Raw genomic sequence first — 18,898 nt, 5'->3', positions numbered from 1 at the left:
CTAGAACATGACAAAAATCTTGATGATTGAAGATGATTTTATGATTGCAGAATCAACAACGACGTTGCTGCAATATCATCAATTTGAGGTGGAATGGGTCAATAACGGTTTAGATGGTTTGGCCCAATTAGCAAAGAATAAGTTTGATCTCATTCTTTTAGACTTGGGATTGCCAATGATGGATGGTATGCAAGTTTTAAAGCAGATTCGTCAAAGAGCAGCAACACCAGTCTTAATTATCTCTGCACGTGACCAACTGCAAAACCGTGTTGATGGTTTGAATTTGGGAGCAGATGATTACTTAATTAAGCCTTATGAGTTTGATGAATTACTTGCTCGTATTCATGCTTTATTACGCCGTAGTGGCGTAGAGGCTCAACTTGCAAGCCAAGATCAACTACTAGAAAGCGGTGATCTGGTTTTAAATGTTGAACAGCACATTGCAACATTTAAAGGGCAACGTATTGATTTATCGAATCGTGAATGGGCAATCTTGATTCCGCTTATGAGTCATCCAAATAAAATTTTCTCAAAAGCTAATTTGGAAGATAAGTTATATGACTTTGATAGTGATGTGACCAGCAACACGATTGAGGTATATGTCCATCATTTAAGGGCTAAGTTGGGTAAAGACTTTATTCGAACTATCCGAGGACTGGGTTACCGTTTAGGGCAATCATAATTTAAGATTTCGGGACTTCATGAACGTGCATTATTCATTAAAAAAACGACTGATTTGGGGCACCTCAATTTTCAGTGTCATCTTAGGTTGTATTTTAATTTTTAGTGCTTATAAGGTTGCACTTCAGGAAGTCGATGAAATTCTAGATACTCAAATGCAGTATTTAGCGGAAAGAACGGCTGAGTATCCCTTAAAAACAGTAAGTAGTAAGTTTGATTTACATCGGACTTACCACGAAGAAGATTTATTTTTAGATATTTGGGCTTATAAAGACCAAGCGAATTTATCTCATCATCTACATTTACTGGTTCCTCCAGTGCAACAAGCTGGTTTTTATTCACATAAAACCGCTGAAGGTGTAGTCCGAACATATGTTTTACCGTTGAAAGACTACCAAATTCAGGTCAGTCAACAAGAGCGGGTTCGTGAAGCTTTCGCATGGGAGCTTGCAGGCAGTATGTTCATTCCTTATTTAATTATTTTACCTTTCGCGATATTTGCCTTGGCTGCCATTATTAGTCGTGGTTTAAAACCAATAGATGATTTTAAAAATGAGTTAATGGAGCGTGATTCTGAGGAGTTAACACCAATTGAGGTGCATGATTATCCTCAAGAGCTTTTGCCTACCATTGATGAAATGAACCGTCTGTTTGATCGTATTTCTAAAGCACAAAATGAACAGAAGCAATTCATTGCTGATGCTGCTCATGAACTACGAACACCTGTTACTGCATTGAACTTACAAACCAAGATTTTGTTAAGCCAGTTTCCTGAGCATGAATCGTTGCAAAATTTAAGCAAAGGTTTAGCTCGTATTCAGCATTTAGTGACGCAGCTTTTAGCGTTGGCAAAGCAAGATGTAACTTTAAGTATGGTTGAACCTACTGGCTATTTCCAGCTCAATGATGTGGCTTTAAATTGCGTTGAGCAGTTGGTTAATTTAGCCATGCAAAAAGAAATTGATTTAGGCTTTGTTAGAAATGACCCTGTCGAGATGCATAGTATTGAACCTACCGTACATTCGATTATTTTTAACTTAATTGATAATGCAATTAAATATACACCACATCAGGGGGTAATTAACATTTCAGTTTATACCGACCCAGATAACTTTGCTTGTATTCAAATCGAAGATAGTGGCGCAGGTATAGATCCTGAAAATTACGATAAGGTGCTTAAACGTTTTTATCGAGTACACCATCATCTTGAAGTGGGAAGTGGTTTAGGCTTATCAATTGTAGACCGTGCAACTCAAAGACTTGGTGGAACTCTAACTCTCGATAAAAGTTTAGAACTTGGTGGTCTTTCAGTTTTAGTGAAGTTACCTAAGGTTTTACATTTACATGAAACAAGAGCTTAACTAAGCTCTTGTTTTAATTGTTTTTCGAACTCAAAGCGATGAATACAAATCGCATAAAAGAAAATGTTCACTGCCCAAACAACCCAACCTGTCCATAAGTTATGACTTAGGAAATGTGCTCCTCGCATCATTTGTGCCCAACCCATCATAAATCCTAATAAAATGCCTGAAAATAAATAAAAATAAGCTCGTTTTGGTTGTTCAAGACGATAAACAAAATAACCGGTCATTATGATAAATCCAGCACTGGCATGACCACCTGGAAAACAATGACCATGTTTTGCTGTAAAGTCCCAAATATAGCCACCTAAACTATTAGGATGAACCATATTCCAAGGGCAGGCATGAGCAGATTGTGATTTTAATAAACCAACAACACCGCTACCAATCATGCTGACAAAAAACATATAACCATATTGCCAGCGATAGATTTTTAACTTTTCTACTTTAAATGAAGCAAGCCACAGACCAAAAAAGATGACATAAACCGCAGTGATAATGTCTTTTACGATTTGATGATTAAGCCTTTCGAGATACCAATTTTCCCGATTAAAAAATTGACCAGTTGAATCAATCCAAGGTTGGATGAGGTACATATCAATTTTTCCACCCACTGGGAATACAAATAAAAGTATAAAAAAGCTGATAGCAAGAAAAATAAGCTGAAGCTGAAAAAAATGTTTTTGTTGATTCATTGTGTTTTAACATCAATTTAAGCGTGAATTGAAGGCATTACATAAAATAAAACTTAAATTGTTCTTAAACTAAACAGGATTTCATCTTTAAACCTTAAAAAAATATTCAATTTAATATATTTTTCAATATATTAAATTGAATATATGGAAAACTAAAAGTATAGTTTTTAATCAAGGAAAGTTATTTTTAAACTAAGAGGTTTTATTTGTAAGAGGTATATGAAGCAGAATATTTAAATCCTGCTTCATAATCATTGAATCAAAACATGCCTTCTTCAGAGTTGGCAGAGATTTTATGAATAGACAAATCTGCACCACGAAACTCATCTTCTTGAGATAAACGAATACCAATGGTCGCTTTAAGGATGCCATAAACAATAAAACCGCCAGCAAGTGCAATAGCAATCGCGAGTACTGTACCAATGAGCTGTGAGGCAAAAGATACACCGCCTAAACCACCTAGCCATTTTTGACCAAATAGCCCCACTGCAATACCGCCGAAGGCACCGCAAACCCCATGTAAAGGCCATACACCTAGTACATCATCTACTTTGAGTTTATTTTGAGTATAGGTAAATAGGTATACGAACATGGCACCAGCTATACCACCAATAACAAGTGCACTCACGGGATGAACAATGTCAGATCCGGCACAAATAGCAACTAAACCGGCAAGTGGACCATTATGTAAGAAACCTGGGTCATTTTTCCCAATTGCATTTGCTGTAATCGTTCCGCCAACCATTGCCATAAGTGAATTAATAGCAACTAGCCCAGAAATAGCATCAAGACGTTGAGCACTCATTACATTAAAGCCAAACCAGCCCACGATTAAAATCCATGAACCAAGTGCTAAAAATGGAATTGAAGAAGGAGGGTGAGCACTTACACGACCATCTTTCTTATAACGACCAGAACGAGCACCTAATAAAATAACCGCAGCGAGTGCAATCCAGCCACCCATTGCATGGACTACAACTGAACCAGCAAAGTCGTGAAAAGCTGCGCCAAAGGTCGCTTCTAACCATTTTTGTAGACCATAGTTACCATTCCAGACCATACCTTCAAAAAAAGGATAGACCAGACCTACTAAAGCGAGCGTTGCTATTGCTTGTGAACGCATTTTGGCGCGTTCTGCAATACCACCTGAAATAATTGCAGGAATTGCCGCAGCAAAAGTCAGTAAAAAGAAGCAGCGCATTAAGTTGTAACCATGATCACTTGCTAGCGCTGTACCATCATGGAAGAAATGCTGGCCATAAGAAATGTAATAACCAACAAAGAAATATGCGATTGCGGAGAGGGCAAAGTCAGTCAGAATTTTACTAAGCGCGTTCACCTGATTTTTGTGGCGAACTGTACCAAGTTCCAAGAATGCAAAACCTGCGTGCATGGCAAGAACCAAAACTGCACCAAGTAACAAGAAAAATAGATCTACATTTTGCATAGCATGCTCGAAAAAAGTGCTAAATTCCATTTTGGAACAAATCTGGGTCTGTAAATTGCACCAAAATAGATTTAAGGAACCTAAAAACCTAAGTTTGCCGAAACAAACTCAATTGCATAAAGTGAATATGCAATAAGCGCACCAATTTGGATTGTGAAATTAGTTTTTGGCGATAAATGGTGCGTTAATTTGCTTTAAATAGGCTGTAATGGCACATTTTTATGATAAAAGTCATCTAATTTGTTTATAAAATGACCCAAATGAGTACGTTATTAAAATATAAAACGAATTAAATTCTACTAAATTATTTATTAGACCAAACCTCTTGAGCAACCTCTATAAATGCTTTTACGGCTGGACTGATATGTTTCTTGTTTTTTACTGCAAGGCCAATAGAGCGTTTAAGGTTTGGCTTAAAAGGGCGTTTAACTACATTTGGATAAAGTGAGAGTAACTCTTTGGTGATGACCATATCAGAGACTATTGAGATTCCTAACTGGTTGTGTACCATACTGACGATACTTAGAATTTGGGAAACATAAAATTTAATGTCTGGTTTCACATTAAAGTTTTTTAAAATTAATTCGACCTGATGTCGACTACCAGCCATTGTCATTATAAAAGGGCAGTTTTCTAGTTGGGCTGGATCAATATAGAGTTGCTGGGCAAGCGGGTAACCACTCGGAATTAAGGCAACAAAACGATCTTCGATTAAAGGGAATGTATCGAATCGCTCATCTGGCATAATTAAAAAACCAACCTCTATGCGCCGTTCCAATAACCACTGAGCAACTTCTTTATCTTCACCTTCATCAATATAAATTTCGATTTTAGGATAGCGCTGCCGAAAGGTTTCTAAAATTTCAGGCAGTAGATAAATAGAGGATGATGCCCCAAAAGAACCAATACGTAATGTTCCTTCATTTAAACCGTGGATGGCAGCCACTTCTTTTTCTAATGTATCGGAAATACTCAATAACTCTTTTACATGGGTCAATAACTGCTGACCTGTCGTGGTGAGTTCAATATCGCTTTGAGTTCTTGAAATGAGGTTAATGCCCCATTGTTGTTCTAATGATTTAAGGGCATGAGAAACTGCTGACTGTGAAATTCCCAGCTTTTCTGCTGTGGCAGTAAAACTTTTTAGTTCAGCAATGAGTGCGAAAATTTCAAGCTGGGTAAAGGTCATATTGGATTTGTTATGAGTAAAAACTCATTTTATCATGAGTTTTCATTATCTTTAATATATGAGTAAGCCAAGCTAATTGCCAAAACAGCAAGCCCTAACAAAACTCGAGTAAAGAAATGAATAGCATTGTTTTATCTCTTTTTCCTTTAGTTGCATTAATTGCATCGGGATACTTATTTAAAAAATATCGTTTTTTTAGTGATGAGTTTTGGGCTGGGGCAGAGAAGCTTAATTACTATATTTTGTTTCCCGCTTTGCTTTTCGGTACGCTATCGACCGCAAAAATTGACTTACAAAGTTTGAGTACAGCCATTATTGCGATGTTGATTGTGGTCTTAGCTGTGACCGCCTTTTTATACATACTCCGAATGTTTTGGCATATACCGCCTGCACGTTTTGGTGTGCATGTACAAAGTATGGTTCGCTTTAATACTTATATTGGTTTGGCTTTAGTGACTTCGCTTTTTAAAAGTGAAGGAATGGCAATTCTGGCGATTTTATTGGCACTTTGCATTCCACTGGTAAACGTTATTTCGGTGCTTGCTTTAACTTCTAAGGAACACATGGCAATTAAACCTGTTTTGATTGCACTCCTTAAAAACCCTTTAATTGCATCATGTGTGGTCGGTGCAGCAGTTAATGCACTTCACATCCCGATTTGGGGCGGCTTTACCCAGTTTATTAAGCTTTTTTCAGTGTCGAGTTTGCCACTAGGTTTGTTATGTGTTGGCGCAGCTTTGCAGTTTATGCAAATTAAAAAAGATATTGTGGTATTAGCAGCAGACACGTTTGCTCGACTTTTAGCAGTACCTGCTTTGGCTTACGCGGTCTGCATGTGGTTTGGTTTACCAAGCTTGCAAACACAGATTTTAGTCATTTTCTTTGCGCTACCAACTGCTTCTGCTTCATACATTTTAACCAAAGTTTTGGGTGGCGATAGTCAGCTTATGGCAGCCGTGATTAGCTTTCAAACGTTATGCGCCGCCGTGACTTTGCCATTAGTGATTTGGTGGATTTCTTAAGATATAAATCTTTAGGCTGACTCATATTTAAAGAATGCTTGGCTACCTTCCTCATCTGATTATTGCTACACTTTTTTCTTTTTCAGGTGGATGAGTAGTATGTCCTTTGATCTCAAAGTGAGCTTGCAGCAAAGGTCTGAACCGTCTGCACAGCAGAAAAAATTGAATCGCCTGATTGATAAAATAGAACAGCAAAAAGTGAGCCTTGCCACATGGCAAAATGCACAAGCCGAGATTCAACAGCACATTCGGCAAAAACTGATGCCTGTGTATAACGATTTACATATAGTGCTATTTCAGCAGTTAGAGCAACTTTGGAATATATTGCATAGCCATGAGTTTTCTAAAGCGGATATACAACAACTCGATGAAAAAATTGCCCAGCTTGCACAAATGTTGAAGTGCTCTAAAATGCTGTCTGCTGAACAGTTGGAGCTAGTAAAGCAGATTGATACCTTTTATCAGCAGCATGCAGGGGAATCGGTAAAAAAGAATAGAAAAGCTCAGTCAATAAAATCTGAATATGAAGAAAGCGTTGATCAACGTGCAGATTTAGAAGAAGACTTTGAACGGTATGCGGCTGAGCAACAACAAGCGCGTGAACAAGCCAAACAGCAAAGGCAGCAACAGAAACGTGAACAAGCTGAACAAATGGCAGCGCAGTCACTCAAAACAGTTTATTTAAAAATTGCCGCGATGATTCACCCAGACCGTGAGCAAGATGAAACAAAGAAACAGGAAAAAACTGAGTTGTTTCAACAAGCAAGTCAGGCTTATGAAAAACAGGATTTGTTTTATTTACTCAAACTCCAATTACAGCTTGAACAGAATAAAGGGCTAGGCGCTAAAGAATTATCTGCCGAACAGTTACGGTTTTATAAACTGGCTTTAGATGCACAAAGTCAGCAGCTTGAAAGCCAAATTGCTGAGATTTTAGATTCTTTTCAGTTAGCCAAGAATGTAAAAGCAGAGCATGTACATATTAGTGATGTGTATAAAGCTATAGATGCTGATTGTGCTGAGTTAAAGCAGCAGGTGAAATGGGAAAAGGAGCGTTTAAAGCACCTGAAAAGGGTGAGTGGGGTAGAGATGTTGTTGGGGCATGAGGCGCTTTAATTAGCTTCTAGGCTTTATATGCAGCCATGAGGCTACCGATGATTTGATAAGGAATAAATTCTGAAATAAGAAATCGTTGAGGTTATATTCTTTATAAAATATAGTGTGGAAATTATAAAAATTAAAAGATCGGATTTATGAATGAAAAATTTATTCAATTATCAAAAGAACTTAAACATAGACCTATTTTAGAGAAGGCTTTAGGTTATTTTCCTAACTTACCTTTAGTTGCTATCGATTGTGGCTGTGGCGCTGGCAATGAATCTGCTTATCTACTCTCAAAGGGATTTAATGTTCATGCTTTTGATATTTCAATTGATGCGCAAAAAGTTTGTACTGAGCGATTCAAAGATGACTCTAAATTTATTTTCTATCATGAATCTTTTGAAGACTTTAATTTCCCGTCTGCAAGCTTAATTATTGCTTCATCAAGTCTATTCTTTTGCGATCCAAGTTATTTTTATAGCGTAATTAAACGAATGATAAATGCTCTTTCTGAAGGCGGAATTCTGGTAGTTGATTTATTGGGGACTCAAGATGAATGGGTTACTAGAGAACCTGCAAAATTTATAGGTTTTACTTATCAAGATATAGCCGACTTATTTTTATGTGACTTTAATTTATTGTTTCATAAAGAAATGAATGAAAATTTACCTTTATTAAATGGTTGCATAAAATCATGGCATCTCCATATGCTGATTCTACAAAAAAAGTGATTTGAAATATAGAAAAACCCAGAACCTGTTTGCACAGATTCTGGGTTTATTCGACTAAAAAAGCTTAAAGCGCAGCAATTTGCTCCATATTCGCTTTAACTTTATCTAACTGCGCAGCAAACTCAGCAAGCTTCGCTTTTTCACCTTCAACAACCGCTGCCGGTGCTTTAGATACAAAGCCTTCATTTGCAAGTTTATTTGCAATTTGGTCGTGTTGCTTTTGGATTTTATCCAAGTCTTTTTGCAAACGGCCAAGCTCAGCTTTAGGGTCAATTAAGCCTTTCATTGGTACAAATACCGATGCATGACCTACAACACTTGAAGAAGAAAGCGGTGGTTCTTGGTCTTTACCTAAGAACTCAATACTTTCAACTTTAGCCAATGCTTTGAACAATGCTTCAATACGAGTAATTTGTTCACGTTCAGCATCAGAAATGTTTTGAAGTAATACTGGTAATAAACGCGCATTACCTAAGCCCATTTCACCGCGAATGTTACGTACCGCACCAATCAAACCTTGAAGCCATTGCATATCTGCTTCAGCTTGTTCATTGATTTTTGCTTGCTCAGGAATAGGGTATTGAGCAGTCATAATCGTTGGGCCGCCTTGACCAAGCATTGGAGCAAGTGTTTGCCAGATTTCTTCTGTCAAATACGGCATTAACGGATGAGCCAAACGTAATGAAGCTTCCATCACCGCAAGCAATACACGGCGTACTTCAGCTTTACGCTCTTCTGAAACTTCTGCATCGTTCAGAACCGGTTTAGTTAACTCAACATACCAGTCACAGTATTCATTCCAGATAAAGTCATAAATCGCTTGAGCAGCAAGGTCTAAACGATACGTTGCAAACGCTTGATGCACAGCAGCTTCAGCTTTTTGCAGACGGCTCATAATCCATTGTTCTGGAAGTTCCCATAGATCAGGGCGAGCTTGTTGACCAACGGTTTGACCTTCAACATTCATCAGAACGAAACGCGTTGCGTTCCAGATTTTGTTACAGAAGTTACGGTAACCTTCAACACGTTTTAAGTCGAACTTGATGTCACGACCAGTGTTTGCAAGGGCACAGAACGTGAAACGAACTGCGTCAGTACCATAAGCATTAATGCCTTCTGGGAATTCTTTACGCGTTGATTTTTCAATCTTCGCAGCATCTTTCGGGTTCATGAGGCCAGTCGTACGTTTTGCGACTAAGCTTTCTAAATCAATACCGTCAATCAAGTCTAATGGGTCAAGTACGTTACCTTTAGACTTCGACATTTTTTGACCTTCACCATCACGTACCAAGCCGTGAACGTAAACAGTCTTAAATGGAATTTGAGATGAACCATCTTCATTTTTCATGAAGTGCATGGTCATCATGATCATACGGGCAACCCAGAAGAAGATAATGTCAAAACCAGTCACTAACACATCAGTTGGGTGGAAAGTTTTGAGTTCAGGTGTTTGTTCTGGCCAGCCTAAAGTTGAGAATGTCCAAAGTGCAGATGAGAACCATGTATCAAGTACGTCTTCGTCTTGTTTAAGCTCAACATCAGCCGCGATGTTATTTTTCGCGCGAACTTCGTCTTCGCTACGGCCAACATAGATATTGCCATCTGCATCGTACCAAGCTGGAATACGGTGACCCCACCAAAGCTGACGTGAAATACACCAGTCTTGAATGTCACGCATCCATGCCATGTACATGTTGCTGTACTGCTCTGGAACAAACTTAATACGACCATCTTGAACCGCTTCAATTGCAGGCTCAGCAAGAGGTGCAATTTTTACGTACCATTGGTCAGTCAATAATGGCTCAATAATCACGCCAGAACGGTCACCGCGTGGCGCTTTTAAGTCATACGGTTGGATTTGGTCTAACCAGCCTTCAACTTCCGCTTGAGCAACTAGTTTTTTACGTGCTTCAAAACGCTCTAAACCAGCATAATCTGCAGGTGCAGTAATGGTTTTAGAAATTTGTTCACCAGCTTTGGCAATGTATTCAAACTCACCTAAAACTTCAGCGTTTTTGTTGAAGATATTGATGATTGGCAAGCTATTGCGTTTACCTAACTCATAGTCGTTAAAGTCGTGAGCAGGCGTGATTTTTACACAGCCAGTACCGAAGTCTTTTTCAACGTAGTCGTCAGCAACGATTGGAATTAAACGACCAGTAATTGGCAATACAATATTTTTACCAACAAGGTGTGCATAACGCTCATCTTCAGGGTGAACAGCAACAGCAGTATCACCAAGTAATGTTTCAGGTCGAGTCGTTGCAACTACGAGATAGTCTTTGCCATCTTGAGTTTTAACTGATTTATCTTCAAAGAAATATTTAAAGTGCCAAAGTGAGCCTTTTTCTTCTTTGCTTTCTACTTCAAGGTCAGAAAGGGCAGTTTGAAGTTTAGGGTCCCAGTTTACAAGACGCTTACCACGGTAAATTAAACCGTCTTCGTGCAAACGAACGAATACTTCTTTAACTGCGTTTGATAAACCTTCATCCATCGTGAAGCGTTCACGTGACCAGTCTACGGACGAACCTAAACGACGAATTTGTTTGGTAATTGTGCCGCCAGATTGTTCTTTCCATTCCCAAACTTTTTCGATGAACTTTTCACGGCCTAAGTCGTGACGAGTTACACCTTGTAAGCCAAGTTGACGCTCAACCACCATTTGAGTTGCAATACCAGCATGGTCAGTACCCGGTTGCCACAAAGTGTTTTTACCCATCATACGGTTATAACGGGTGAGGGCATCCATAATGGCATTGTTAAAGCCATGGCCCATGTGCAAACTACCAGTGACGTTTGGTGGTGGAATCATGATACAGAATGATTCACCGTGACCAGAAGGTTTGAAGTAACCTTGTTCTTCCCACGTTTTGTACCACTTCTTTTCGATCTCGGTTGGATCGTAGGTGGTGGCAATATTTTGAGCGGTTTGAGCGTCAGTCATAGTAGCTTAGATCGAATATGCATAAAAAATTGCATCTATTGTAGCAAAAAAATGCCTCGAAATTAATGTGCTGAAAACAGATAAACGGTTTTGTATTTTTTTCAAAAAACGGTAGATTTATGAAGCATGGATCACAAGTTAATCGTGTAGCGGCACGGCAGAAAAATTACAAAAGAATTGATAAGGGATGCGATATATGAGCTACAAAGTTTTTTTAAAGATTTCCGATTCAACCTATATCCAATTTGCTTCAATTCGAGAGAAATTACACGCAGGGGTAAAAGAAAGCCAATCTAAAGCATTGGGTAGTGTTCTTTCCGATTTATCTTGTGAAATTATTGAGCAAGTTTTCTCAGTATTGTTAAAGGATGAGCAAGACAACTCTACCATGACTGAAAAACAGCGCCATGAGTCCGAGAAAGTTCTTCAACAAATTTTAGATACTTTCCGAAAATATATGCCTTGGTCAGTCTCTTTTTTCGGCAATGAACGGCTATTACCTTTGGTTGATTATATGACATCACTTATGAAAGAGCGTGAGCACGATGTTTATATTACTTACCCAATCACACCACAACTTGTGCAACAGGCCCAAACACTGACTGAACAAATACGTGCGGGCAATATGCAAAGCGTAGAAGAAGCTTTTCAGACCTTGATTCAAATTGTGGATTTAGGTGTAACAAGCCTAGTACGTGAACCTAAAAAACGTTTAAAATTTAATTTGGTTGTCGACAAAACCCTAAATGGGGTCATTAATATGACAACGCATTTGGGCTATAAACGTTTGGAAAAATTGGGGACGCAGGTTGATCAGACCACAGCAACTCATTATATCAATCACTTTTTGGCCTTCATGCATCAAGCAGCATAATTTAAAAAGATAATAGGAAGTCAAAATGGCCAAACTTGATACTTTGCAAAATAAAGTGGTGTGGATTACTGGAGCATCTTCCGGTTTAGGTAAAGCTTTAGCTGGTGAGTTTGCTTTGCAAGGGGCTCAAGTGATTTTAACTTCGCGTCGCTTTGAAGAGTTAGAAGAAGTTCGCGTTGGTTTACTCCATCCGGATCAGCACTTATCGGTAGTTGCAGACATTACCAATCAAGAGCAAGTTCAAGAGGCTTATGAGCAGATTTTAAAAGCAAAAGGACGAATTGACTGGCTTATTAATAATGCAGGTTTAAGTCAGCGTGCTCTAATTCAAGACACCACAATGGAAACTGAAAGAGCCATTATGGAAGTCGATTATTTCTCACAAGTGGCATTAACCAAAACTGTGCTACCGACCATGCTTAAACAAAAGTCTGGCCGAGTCGTATTTGTGTCGAGTGTGGCAGGCCTTCTAGGTACGCAGTACCGTGCAAGTTATTCGGCTGCTAAAGCTGCTATTCACATGTGGGCCAACAGTTTACGTGCCGAAGTTGCCGATCAGGGTGTTGAAGTTTCTGTTATTTTCCCGGGCTTTGTAAAAACTAATGTTTCGTTTAATGCGTTAAATGGCGCAGGGCAACCTCAAGGCCATCAAGATGAAGCAATCGAAAATGGACTAGAAGCCGATGTTTTTGCAGAACAGTCAGTTAAGGCATTAATGCAAGGACAAGAATATATCGTGGTAGGCGGTACTAAAGAAAAATTAGGTGTGATGGTTTCCCGTATGTCACCGAAATTACTCTATAAAATGATTCGAAAAACAAAAGTGAAATAAAAAAGAGATTTTGCCGTGCTAAATTGATGGAAAAACCCACATAGAAGGTTCACCATGGATCAAGACTACCATCGTATCTTAGACGTTGTTACGCGTTTTCAATTGGTCTTTGACCAGAAAAATTGGGATGCGTTCGATGAGTTATTGGCCGATCAACTTGAGGTGGACTATTTCCAGTTTAGAGGGGAGCCTTTATGTGTGGTGTCTTGTCATGAATATAAAGGTTCGCGGCAACAAGCTTTGTCACATTTGCGACTACAACATAATTTGAGTAATCCTCTTATTCGGATTGAACAAGACCGAGCATGGCTAGAGTGTAATTATCAAATTTACCGTTTTTCTGAAAATGATTATTTTCATTCTTTTGGTCGCTATTATTTTACCTTGGCAAAACAACAGGACAAATGGAAAATCACTGGAATTTGCCAACACTTAACTAAAAATATTGGCAATCCACGTATTCACTTTTCTGCTATGGGGCAGTGCTAGTCTTTGACTGCTGTACCATAAGCAAAAACTTCAACCATTCCGCCTTGCATACCGAGTTCGGTTGTACTCAACCGAACTCCCATAATATGGTTAGCATCCGCATTATGGGCTTGCTGTTTTAAACGAATAATCGCTTCACGGCGAGCTCGTTCAACAATGCTTTCATAACTGGTCAGCCGACCCCCTAAAACATTTTTTATAGAAGCCAGTACATATTTAAAGTAGTCGTGAGAAATGACTACATTACTGCTAATAAAATGGCCTAATTGATCACTCGTTGCAAAACGATTGGTATCAATTCTGATATGTGCAAATTGTTGCTCTTTTTCTAGAAGTTCATTTAAATGTTTTCGTTCAATATGGCGGCCAAAAGCCCAACCAATACTGAAAAGAATAAGAAAAATAACAAGCTGAAAAATAAGATTGTCCATTTTCTACCTATGCATTAAATGGATCGGGTAGATGAGGTGCTTGGGGCTGCACAACGACTGCTGTGCCATATACAAATAACTCGGAAGCACCTTGGGCAATGTTTGAAGTTGAAAAACGAATGCCAACAATTGCGTTAGCACCAAGTTGCTGTGCCTTAGCAATCATGCGATCCATTGCTTCTTGGCGGGATTCTTCTAAAAGTTCGGTGTAGCCTGTGAGTTCTCCACCTACAATATTTTTTAAACTTGCCATGAGGTCACGGCCTACATGTTTACTACGAACAGGGCTGCCATATACAACATCAAGTTGTTTTAAAATTTGATGGCCTGGAACGCTTTCTAAATTACTTAATAACATTGTTTTTTATCAATCAAAATTTATTAAGGTTTCAAGATAAAAAATATTCACATTGGTTGCAATAAAAAAGCCCACCGAAGTGAGCTTTTATAAGAATGTGATTTAAAGCTTATTGCTTTTTCAGTTCAGCACTTGATGGTTGATGTACCACTGTATCTGAAGTGTTTGCTTTTAAACCGCCACCTAGAGTTTTATATAACTCGATTTGGTTGTTTAAGTTTGCTTGTTGAAGCAATAACAAACCTTGTTCAGCTGAATAAGATGAACGTTGTGCATCGAGAACTGTCAAGTAACTATCAATACCTGCACGGAAGCGGGCATTTGAAAGTGTGTAGTTGCGGTTAGTTGCTTCTACTAAACGTTGTTGAGCTGTTAAACGTTCACCAATGTTGGCACGTGTCGCAAGTGCATCATTAACTTCACGGAATGCAGACTGAACTGATTTTTCATAATCAGACAATGCAATTTTCTGATCGGTTTCAGAAATTTTTACATTGGCACGACGAGTACCCCAGTCAAAGATTGGTAAATCTAAGCTTGGACCAATTGACCATGCAAAACCACCAGACTTAAATAGATCACTTAAGTCAGTTGATGCATAACCTGCTGAACCCGTTAAGCTAATGGTTGGGAATAAACGTGCTTTTGCTGCACCAATATTCGCACCCGCAGCGCTTAAGTTATATTCGGCCGCTTTTACATCTGGACGGTTATTTAACAAATCACTTGGTAAACCAGCAGTGAATACATTTTGCTGAGCAATACGTTTCACAGGCTGTGTCGGTAACAAGTTTTGTGCAACTGGTTGGCCTACAAGTAAGTTCAACAAGTTTTGTGCTTGAGCAATTTGAGTTTTGTAGTTCGCTACATCGTTACGCGCAGTTTCTACAGAAATCTGTGCCTGACGTAATGGAACTTCACTGTCGATACCTACATCAAAACGTTTTTTGTTGAGATTGTAAGAATCTTGCTGCGCTTTAAGTGTTTGCTCTGCAAGTCTTAAATTCGCCGTTGCAAACGAATAGTTTAACCATGCTTGAGCAACTTGACTGATCAAACTGATTTGAGTCGAATCACGTGCACTTTGTGTTGAAAGGTAATTATCTAAAGCAGCGTCTTTTAGACTACGAACACGGCCCCAGAAATCAAGCTCATAAGCAGTTACACCCAAACCTACTTGGTAAGTAGAGTAGGGGTTATTCGGATCACGACTTGGCGTAACCTGACGAATTGCACTACCACTTGCTCCGATTGTTGGAAGCTGGTTGTTCTTCGTAATCTGATACTGCTCTTGAGCACGTTCAATATTGAGCGTTGCTTTACGTAAATCACGGTTATTCGCAAGAGCCAAGTCGATTACTTCAAGCAAACGTGGGTCAGCAAAGAACTGTTTGTAGCCCTGTTCAGCAATAGATGTACCAGAAGCGCTGTTATATGCATAGCTCTGTGGAATATCGGTTTTCACGACTGGTTCTGGGCCGCGCATGCTTTGACAAGCTGCCAAAGCAAGCGCAAGTGCAGATACCGCAATGCTACGACCTGAAATAGACCATACTTTTTGCATCACGATTTATGCTCCTGAGTGTTTATGGTTTTTGGTTTGTACTTAAAGATACTACGAATCCACACATAGAATACAGGGATAAAGAAGATACCTAAGAATGTCGCGCTGAGTACGCCACCAAGTACACCGAAGCCTACCGAGTGCTGACTTCCTGCACCAGCACCTGTTGAAAGTGCAAGCGGAAGTACACCAAAACCGAAGGCAAGGGTTGTCATGATAATTGGACGTAAACGCATTTTTGCAGCATGTAAGGTTGCGTCAAGTAGATCTTCACCTTTCTCTTGCAGCTCTTTTGCGAACTCAACAATCAAGATCGCATTTTTTGCAGAAAGACCAATTACCGCAATAATCGCTACCTGGAAGTAAATGTTATTCGAGAGATTTGGATCTCCTTTAATAATCATACCCAAGTAAGTCAATACAATCGCACCAATGACACCAAGCGGTACCACAAGTAAAACCGAGAACGGAATTGACCAGCTTTCATACAATGCAGCCAAGCAAAGGAATACGATTAACAATGAAAGCGCATATAAGAATGGCGCTTGAGCACCAGACTCACGTTCTTCAAGTGATAAGCCTGTCCATTCATAGTCGAAACCTTGTAAGCCCATAGATGGTAACTTACCAATAATTTCTTCCATTGCTTTCATGGCATCACCAGAACTCACGCCAGGTGCAGGTGTACCTTGAATGTTAACCGATGATACGCCGTTATAACGTTCAAGACGTGGAGAACCATATGTCCATTTGCCAGTAGCAAATGCCGAGAATGGAACCATCTCACCTTTGTTATTACGTACATACCACTTGTTTAAATCTTCAGGCATCATACGGCTACCCGCATCACCTTGAACATAAACTTTTTTCACACGACCGCGGTCAACGAAATCGTTAATGTATGAACCACCCCAAGCAATACGCATTGTATTGTTGATGTCAGCAATGCTAACACCCATAGCACCAGCTTGAGCCTGATCTACATTAATTTGATATTGAGGCGTATCTTCTTGGCCATTTGGACGTACACCCATGAGGCGTTTATCTTGCGATGCCAAGCCTAAAATAGTGTTACGTGCTGCAATTAGTTTCTCATGGCCTTGACCACTTGAATCTTTAAGCTGCAAGTTAAATCCGGCAGTTACACCCAATTCAGGCATTGCAGGAAGCTGTAACGGCATAACATATGATGCATCTTTAATGATCATGTTTAATGCCATACCACGCTTAATTAATGCGCCGATTTGGGTTTCCGGTGAAGTACGTTTGCTCCAGTCTTTCAACTTAACGAAGCCAATACCAGCGTTTTGACCCACACCTGTGAATGAGAAACCAGAAACAGTGAAAATTGATTCTACTGTGTCTTTTTCATTCATAAAGAAGTTTGTCATGGTGTCAATCACTTTACCTGTACGGTCAAGCGTTGCATTTGGTGGTAATTGAACAAGTGTCATTACAACACCCTGATCTTCTTCTGGTAAGAATGAAGATGGGAGTTTTTGGAACAAGAAGACTAAAAGGGCAACTACAACAGCGTACAGCACGCCAGAGAAGATTTTGCCTTTAAGCATGCGGCTAACACCATTTTGGTAGCTGTGCGACATGCGGTCAAAACCGTTGTTAAAGCTTCTAAAGAAACGCGCGAAGATATTATTGCTTGGTTCTTTATTTGGATCATGCTGTTTTAGAATAGTCGCACAAAGTGCAGGTGTGAACGTCAACGCTACAATTAACGACAGTACCATTGCAGTTACAAGGGTAATCGAGAACTGGCGGTAAATTACACCTGTTGTACCACCAAAGAAGGCCATTGGTACGAATACCGCTGTCAATACACTGGTAATACCCACTAACGCACCAGAAATCTGCTGCATTGAGCGTGAAGTAGCCGTAACCGGATCAGTATGATCTTCACTCATTACACGTTCAACGTTTTCCACTACAACAATAGCGTCATCGACCAGAAGACCGATTGCCAATACCATAGCGAACATGGTTAAAGTGTTAATTGAGAAGCCAAAAATATTAATAACAGCAAATGTACCTAATACAACCACTGGAACTGCAAGCGTTGGAATAATCGTTGCGCGCCAGTTTTGTAAAAATAGGAACATGACAATGAATACCAAAATCACGGCTTCAATTAATGTGTGTACTACACTTTCAATTGAAAGACGGATAAATGGAGTTGTGTCATAAGCTAGTTTATCTTGTAAACCTGCTGGATAGTTCTTACGTAATTCAGATAAACGTTGTTCAACAGCAGCTGCCGTATCCAGTGCGTTAGCACCTGTAGCAATTTTAATTGCAAGACCACCTGCTGGTTTACCATTAAATTTCGAGTCGAACTGATAGTTATCCGAACCTAACTCTACGCGAGCCACATCTTTTAAACGAACTTCAGCACCAGATGCTGTGTTCTTTAAAAAGATATTTCTAAACTGCTCAGGAGTCTGTAACAAGCTTTGAGCATTCACTGTTGCGTTAAGTACTTGACCTTGTACAGCAGGCGCACCACCTAACTGACCTACAGCAACTTGCGAGTTTTGTGCTTGAAGCGCAGTCGCAATATCACTAGGAGTGAGTTGGTAACTTGTTAACTTGGCTGGATCGAGCCAAATACGCATTGCGTATGAACCACCAAAGACCTGAACTTCACCCACACCAGCAACACGGCTAAGCGGCTCTTTAATTGAAGAGTTTACGTAGTCTTTAATGTCTGAGTCTGAAAGGCTGTTATCTGGTGAATAAAATGCAATAACTTGTAGGAAGCTTGCACCAGATTTAGTAACTGTTACACCTTGACGTTGTACATCTTCAGGTAGAAGCGCAGTTGCAGATTGCAATTTGTTCTGAACCTGAACTTGTGCGATATCAGGGTCAACACCTTGTTCAAAGTTTAATTGAATAGATGCTTGTCCGTTACCAGCACTGTTAGAAGAAATATAACGTAAACCATCGAGACCATTCATTTGTTGTTCAATGATCTGGGTTACGGTGTTTTCAACTGTTTCAGCCGATGCACCAGGATAAGTCGCAGCAATGGTGACTGTCGGTGGTGCAATCGTTGGATACTGTGCAATAGGCATTTTTGTTAGCGTGAGAATACCCGCCAACATAATGACTAATGCAATCACCCACGCAAATATGGGGCGATGAATAAAAAATTGTGCCATTCA

General features: G+C 39.5%; 16 protein-coding genes. 8 read left to right on the top strand and 8 right to left on the bottom strand.

Features of this window, described 5'->3' with window-relative positions; all coding sequences use genetic code 11:
* Positions 1-7: 7 nt before the first annotated feature.
* On the top strand, positions 8-682 hold the full coding sequence (locus HMPREF0014_RS17525; protein ID WP_002051287.1) for a DNA-binding response regulator PmrA: 675 nt from the start codon (positions 8-10) through the stop codon (positions 680-682).
* A 25-nt stretch (positions 683-707) separates the two neighbouring features.
* A complete protein-coding gene (locus HMPREF0014_RS17520; RefSeq protein WP_006580391.1) occupies positions 708-2,042 on the top strand; it encodes a two-component system sensor histidine kinase PmrB in 1,335 nt (444 codons plus the stop codon).
* Here HMPREF0014_RS17520 and HMPREF0014_RS17515 read toward each other — a convergent pair.
* The 3 genes from HMPREF0014_RS17515 to HMPREF0014_RS17505 all read right to left on the bottom strand — a co-directional run bounded on the left by HMPREF0014_RS17515 (position 2,039) and on the right by HMPREF0014_RS17505 (position 5,373).
* The gene (locus HMPREF0014_RS17515; RefSeq protein WP_004885453.1) at positions 2,039-2,737 is read right to left on the bottom strand and encodes a phosphatase PAP2 family protein; all 699 of its coding nucleotides are present in this window, start codon (positions 2,735-2,737) and stop codon (positions 2,039-2,041) included. The genes HMPREF0014_RS17520 and HMPREF0014_RS17515 overlap by 4 nt on opposite strands.
* Positions 2,738-2,996: 259 nt before the next feature.
* Positions 2,997-4,184 carry an ammonium transporter gene (locus HMPREF0014_RS17510; protein WP_004885455.1) on the bottom strand — a complete coding sequence of 396 codons (1,188 nt, stop codon included), beginning with the start codon at positions 4,182-4,184 and terminating at the stop codon, positions 2,997-2,999.
* Between the two features lie 304 nt (positions 4,185-4,488).
* A complete protein-coding gene (locus tag HMPREF0014_RS17505) occupies positions 4,489-5,373 on the bottom strand; it encodes a LysR family transcriptional regulator (RefSeq protein WP_004885457.1) in 885 nt (294 codons plus the stop codon).
* A gap of 116 nt (positions 5,374-5,489) precedes the next feature.
* Here HMPREF0014_RS17505 and HMPREF0014_RS17500 point away from each other — a divergent pair, with 116 nt between their 5' ends.
* The 3 genes from HMPREF0014_RS17500 (at position 5,490) to HMPREF0014_RS17490 (ending at position 8,227) form a co-directional block, all read left to right on the top strand.
* A complete protein-coding gene (locus HMPREF0014_RS17500) occupies positions 5,490-6,395 on the top strand; it encodes an AEC family transporter (RefSeq protein ID WP_004885459.1) in 906 nt (301 codons plus the stop codon).
* Between the two features lie 99 nt (positions 6,396-6,494).
* Positions 6,495-7,511: a hypothetical protein gene (locus HMPREF0014_RS17495; RefSeq protein ID WP_004885461.1), complete on the top strand. Its 1,017-nt coding sequence runs from the start codon at positions 6,495-6,497 to the stop codon at positions 7,509-7,511.
* A gap of 137 nt (positions 7,512-7,648) precedes the next feature.
* The gene (locus tag HMPREF0014_RS17490) at positions 7,649-8,227 is read left to right on the top strand and encodes a methyltransferase domain-containing protein (protein ID WP_004885462.1); all 579 of its coding nucleotides are present in this window, start codon (positions 7,649-7,651) and stop codon (positions 8,225-8,227) included.
* 64 nt (positions 8,228-8,291) lie between these two features.
* On the opposite strand, the gene HMPREF0014_RS17485 is transcribed toward HMPREF0014_RS17490, so the two are convergent.
* A complete protein-coding gene (locus tag HMPREF0014_RS17485) occupies positions 8,292-11,171 on the bottom strand; it encodes a valine--tRNA ligase (RefSeq protein ID WP_004885463.1) in 2,880 nt (959 codons plus the stop codon).
* 196 nt (positions 11,172-11,367) lie between these two features.
* On the opposite strand from HMPREF0014_RS17485, the gene HMPREF0014_RS17480 reads away from it, so the two are divergent.
* Genes HMPREF0014_RS17480 through HMPREF0014_RS17470 form a run of 3 tightly spaced genes read left to right on the top strand, consistent with a single transcriptional unit; the run spans position 11,368 to position 13,366 of the window.
* On the top strand, positions 11,368-12,045 hold the full coding sequence (locus tag HMPREF0014_RS17480) for a hypothetical protein (protein WP_004885464.1): 678 nt from the start codon (positions 11,368-11,370) through the stop codon (positions 12,043-12,045).
* 25 nt (positions 12,046-12,070) lie between these two features.
* The gene (locus HMPREF0014_RS17475; RefSeq protein ID WP_004885465.1) at positions 12,071-12,877 is read left to right on the top strand and encodes an SDR family NAD(P)-dependent oxidoreductase; all 807 of its coding nucleotides are present in this window, start codon (positions 12,071-12,073) and stop codon (positions 12,875-12,877) included.
* A 54-nt stretch (positions 12,878-12,931) separates the two neighbouring features.
* Positions 12,932-13,366: a nuclear transport factor 2 family protein gene (locus HMPREF0014_RS17470; RefSeq protein WP_004712224.1), complete on the top strand. Its 435-nt coding sequence runs from the start codon at positions 12,932-12,934 to the stop codon at positions 13,364-13,366.
* On the opposite strand, the gene HMPREF0014_RS17465 is transcribed toward HMPREF0014_RS17470, so the two are convergent.
* The 4 genes from HMPREF0014_RS17465 to adeJ form a co-directional block, all read right to left on the bottom strand.
* Positions 13,363-13,797, bottom strand: coding sequence for a heavy metal-binding domain-containing protein (locus HMPREF0014_RS17465; RefSeq protein WP_006580394.1), 435 nt, complete (start codon positions 13,795-13,797; stop codon positions 13,363-13,365). The two genes, HMPREF0014_RS17470 and HMPREF0014_RS17465, sit on opposite strands and share 4 nt — an antisense overlap.
* A 7-nt stretch (positions 13,798-13,804) precedes the next feature.
* Entirely contained in the window at positions 13,805-14,155 is a 351-nt protein-coding gene (locus HMPREF0014_RS17460) for a YbjQ family protein (protein WP_006580395.1), read from the bottom strand.
* Positions 14,156-14,264: 109 nt separating this feature from the next.
* Positions 14,265-15,719, bottom strand: a complete 1,455-nt coding sequence (gene adeK, locus HMPREF0014_RS17455; protein WP_002051147.1) for a multidrug efflux RND transporter outer membrane channel subunit AdeK — start codon at positions 15,717-15,719, stop codon at positions 14,265-14,267.
* On the bottom strand, positions 15,719-18,895 hold the full coding sequence (adeJ, locus tag HMPREF0014_RS17450) for a multidrug efflux RND transporter permease subunit AdeJ (protein WP_004885467.1): 3,177 nt from the start codon (positions 18,893-18,895) through the stop codon (positions 15,719-15,721). Before adeJ ends, adeK begins: the two co-directional genes overlap by 1 nt.
* Positions 18,896-18,898 lie beyond the last annotated feature (3 nt).

This window comes from Acinetobacter sp. RUH 2624, from assembly GCF_000162375.2.
In the GTDB taxonomy this organism is placed as follows: Bacteria; Pseudomonadota; Gammaproteobacteria; order Pseudomonadales; family Moraxellaceae; genus Acinetobacter; species Acinetobacter nosocomialis.
Note: the sequence above shows the minus strand (reverse complement) of the source record. Positions and strands in the feature narration are given on the sequence as shown.